Raw genomic sequence first — 3,570 nt, forward strand, 5'->3', positions numbered from 1 at the left:
CACGCCCACCGCCCGGGCGCACCTGAGCCTCGCCTCGGCGCTGCGTGCGCACGGCCTGCTCGACGCCGCGGCCGCCAGCCTGCGTGACGCGCTCGCGCTCGACCCGGCCTACGCCGACGCCCACAACAATCTCGGCGAGACGCTGTGGGACCAGGGCCGTGTCGACGATGCGCTGGCCAGCTACCGCGCCGCACTCCGCCTCGATCCCGCGCACCCCGAGGCCAACCACAACCTCGGCGTCCTGCTCCAGGCCGCCGGGCAATGGGGCGATGCCATCGCCTGCTTCGAGCGTTCGCAGCTGCGCGACTGGCAGGAGCGGCGCCTCTACTGCCTGTACAAGACCGAGCGCTACGCCGAGTTCCGCGCCGCGCTGGCGCCGATGCTGTCCGCCAGCCCGCACCGCTCGCCCTTTCTCGCCACGCTGTCGGCGCACCACGCCGCGAACTTCGCCGAACCCGACCCCTACGGTTTCTGCCGCACGCCGCTCGATTTCGTGCAGCATGCCCGCATCGACGCGTTGGCCGCGCCGGGCAGCGCCCTCGTCACCGAGTTGCTGCGCGACATCGAACACGCCGAGATCGCCGAACGCAAGCAGGGCCGGCTGCACCACGGCATCCAGTCGGCCGGCAACCTGTTCAAGCGCCCCGAGGACTCGTTCCGCCGCCTCGCGGCGCTGATCGGGCAGGCGGTCGTCGCCTACCGCGCGAAGTGGGCCGGCGCCGATTGCGAGTACGCGCGCGCCTTCCCCGCCGACCCGGTGTTCAGCAGCTCGTGGTACGTGAAGATGCGGCAGGGCGGCCACCTCACCTCGCACATCCACGAGACCGGCTGGCTGAGCGGCGTGGTGTACCTGGCACTGCCGCCGCGCGCCGAGGGCAGCGACGACGGCTGCATCGAGTTCAGCACCGACGGCGACGGCTATCCGCGCCGGCACGAGCACTTCCCGCGCCGGGTGCTGGCGCCGCAGGTCGGCGACCTGGTGCTGTTCCCGTCGTCGCTGTTCCACCGCACGCTGCCGTTCCGCGCCGACGCCGACCGCGTGTGCATTGCCTTCGATATCGCGCCCGGTCCCTAGAATCCGGGGCATGGCACGTCCCGAGTTCACCATCAGCGTCGTCGCGCGCTACCTGCCCGAGCAATCGGCCCCCGAGCAACAGGCGTACGCGTTCTCGTACTCGGTGACCATCGTCAACAGCGGCGATGTGCCCGCCCAGCTGATCGGCCGCCACTGGCTGATCACCGACGCCAGCGGCGCCCGGCAGGAGGTGCGCGGCCTGGGCGTCATCGGCCAGCAGCCGCTCCTGCAGCCCGGTGAGCAGTTCGAATACCAGAGCTGGGCCCGCATTGCCGCGCCTCGCGGCCAGATGCAGGGCAGCTACTTCTGCATGAGCGCCGACGCACAGGCCTTCGAGGCCGCGATCCCGCCGTTCGAGCTGTCGCAGCACTCGGCGCTGCATTGAACCGGCCGCGCTTGGACACGCCCCGCTTGCGGCGCAAGCCCACCGGCCGACGCGGCTGGGACCTCACCGCGCTGCTCAACGCGGCCGACCCGCGCGCCGGCATGCCCGAGCGCCACCTGTGCTGGTGCGCCTGGTCGAATGGCTGCGCCACCCGGGGCGCCTCCGCGAGGAACTGGGCGGCGATGCCGCCGAGCCCACCGTCGAGACCACACTGCTGCCACTGCGGCGCCTGCGGCACCTGCTCAACGTGCTCGACCGCAACCCCGGGCCGCGCGCCGACGTGGTCGGGATGCTGCGCGCCTTCCGCAGCGAGATCGACCTGGCCACCCTGCTGGCCGACTTCGGGTTCGCGCAGCGGGTCGCCGTGTTCAGCGAGTTCGGCGATCGGATGCGCTCGCGCTTCCTGCCCGCCACGCCGGCCACCACGGACCTCGCGCAGCTGTTCGGCCTGCTGTTCAGCGATCCGCGCGACACCGAATGGCTGGCCGCGATCGACGACGCCACGCTGACGCGGCTGACCACGCTTTTCGCCGAGGCCCGGCCGGCGGCCGAGCCGCCGCTCGGCTGGCGGGCGCCGTTCTTCGACGCGCTGCTGATCCTGGCCTCGCAGGTCGGTGCTGCCGGTGCCACCGGCGCGGTACGCCAGCGCATGAGCCCCGAGCTGCTGGTCGACAAGCCCTTCCGCCAGCTGCTGCGGGCCGCCGAGCGTCTGTGCGAGGCGGCCGAGGGCGGCGACGAGGCCGCGCTGCTGCGCGAGGCACAGTACCTGCGCGCGCTCCTCGACGCGTGCCGGCGGGCTGCCGACAGCGTGAGCCAGCACCTCGAGGAACACGGCGTGTCGGTCGACCTGGTGTTCCAAGTCGACCAGCTGCGCGCCCGCACCGTGCGCGTCGACGCGCTGCTGGCCTGCGCGCTGGCGCCGGCCGGCTCGCGCGAGCGCGAGATGGTGCACCTGGTGGCCGGGCTGGCGCGCGTCGCATCCGAGCGGCGCAGCATCCGCGCGCTGTTCGCGCGGCAGTACTCGATGCTGGCGCGCAAGGTCGCCGAGCGCAGCGCCGAGACCGGCGAGCACTACATCACCCGCACCCGCGGCGAGTGGTGGGCGATGCTGCGCAAGGCGCTCGGCGGCGGGGCGGTGCTGGCCGGCACCACCTTCATGAAGTTCCTGGTGCTCGCGCTCGGGCTGTCGGCCTTCTGGGCCGGCTTCGGCGCCGGGCTCAACTATGCGGCGAGCTTCGTCCTCATCTACCTGCTGCACTGGACGGTCGCCACCAAGCAGCCGGCCATGACCGCGCCGGCCATGGCCGCCAAGCTCGACGACGTGGGCAACGACGCGGCCGTGGAAGACTTCGTCGACGAGGTCGCGCACCTGATCCGTTCGCAGGCCGCCGGCATCGTCGGCAACCTGGCCATGGTGCGCCGGTGGTGCTGGGCGTGCAGTGGCTCGCCACCCAGGCCTTCGGTGCGCCGCTGGTCGGCGTGCAGGACGCCGGGCACGTGCTGCACAGCCTCACCGCGCTAGGCCCGACACCGTTCTACGCGGCCTTCACTGGCGTGCTGTTGTTCGCCTCCAGCCTGTTCGGCGGCTGGACCGAGAACTGGTTCGTGCTGCACCAGCTCGACAGCGCGATCCGCTGGAACCCGCGCATCCTCGCGCGGCTGGGTGCGCCGCGCGCAGAGCGCTGGTCGCGCTGGTGGCGCGCCAACATCTCGGGCCTGGTCGCCAACATCTCGCTCGGCCTGATGCTCGGCATCGTGCCGGTGCTGGCGGCCTTCTTCGCGCTGCCGCTGGATGTACGCCACGTGACGCTGTCGACCGGGCAGATCGCCGCGGCGCTCGGGGCCCTCGGCATGCAGGCGCTGCGCGAACCGGCGTTCTGGTGGTGCGTGGCCGCGATCCCGCTCACCGGCGCACTCAACCTCGGCGTGAGTTTCTTCCTCGCCTTCAAGGTGGCGATGCGCTCGCGTGGCATCCGCGTCGCCGATCGCTCGCGCATCTACGCGGCGCTGCGGCGCCGCCTGCGCACCCGTTTCATCAGCTTCCTGCTGCCGCCGCGCGCCGCAGCCCCGGCCGGCGAGGCCCGCGGGCCGACCGGAGTACGCGAGCGCC

General features: G+C 72.6%; 2 protein-coding genes and 1 pseudogene. All 3 read left to right on the plus strand.

The features are described from left to right. The coding region (locus x551_RS19780) for a putative 2OG-Fe(II) oxygenase (RefSeq protein ID WP_036250487.1) at nucleotides 1–1,075 on the plus strand (1,075 nt) is incomplete at its 5' end. A 10-nt stretch (nucleotides 1,076–1,085) separates the two neighbouring features. Beyond that, complete coding sequence (gene apaG, locus x551_RS19785) at nucleotides 1,086–1,460, plus strand: Co2+/Mg2+ efflux protein ApaG (protein ID WP_011831041.1); 375 nt, start codon at nucleotides 1,086–1,088, stop codon at nucleotides 1,458–1,460. A gap of 124 nt (nucleotides 1,461–1,584) precedes the next feature. Then, nucleotides 1,585–3,570 (plus strand): annotated as a pseudogene (locus x551_RS19790) (site-specific recombinase); the annotation flags it as partial.

Source organism: Methylibium sp. T29 (assembly GCF_000576205.1).
GTDB lineage: Bacteria > Pseudomonadota > Gammaproteobacteria > Burkholderiales > Burkholderiaceae_C > Methylibium > Methylibium petroleiphilum.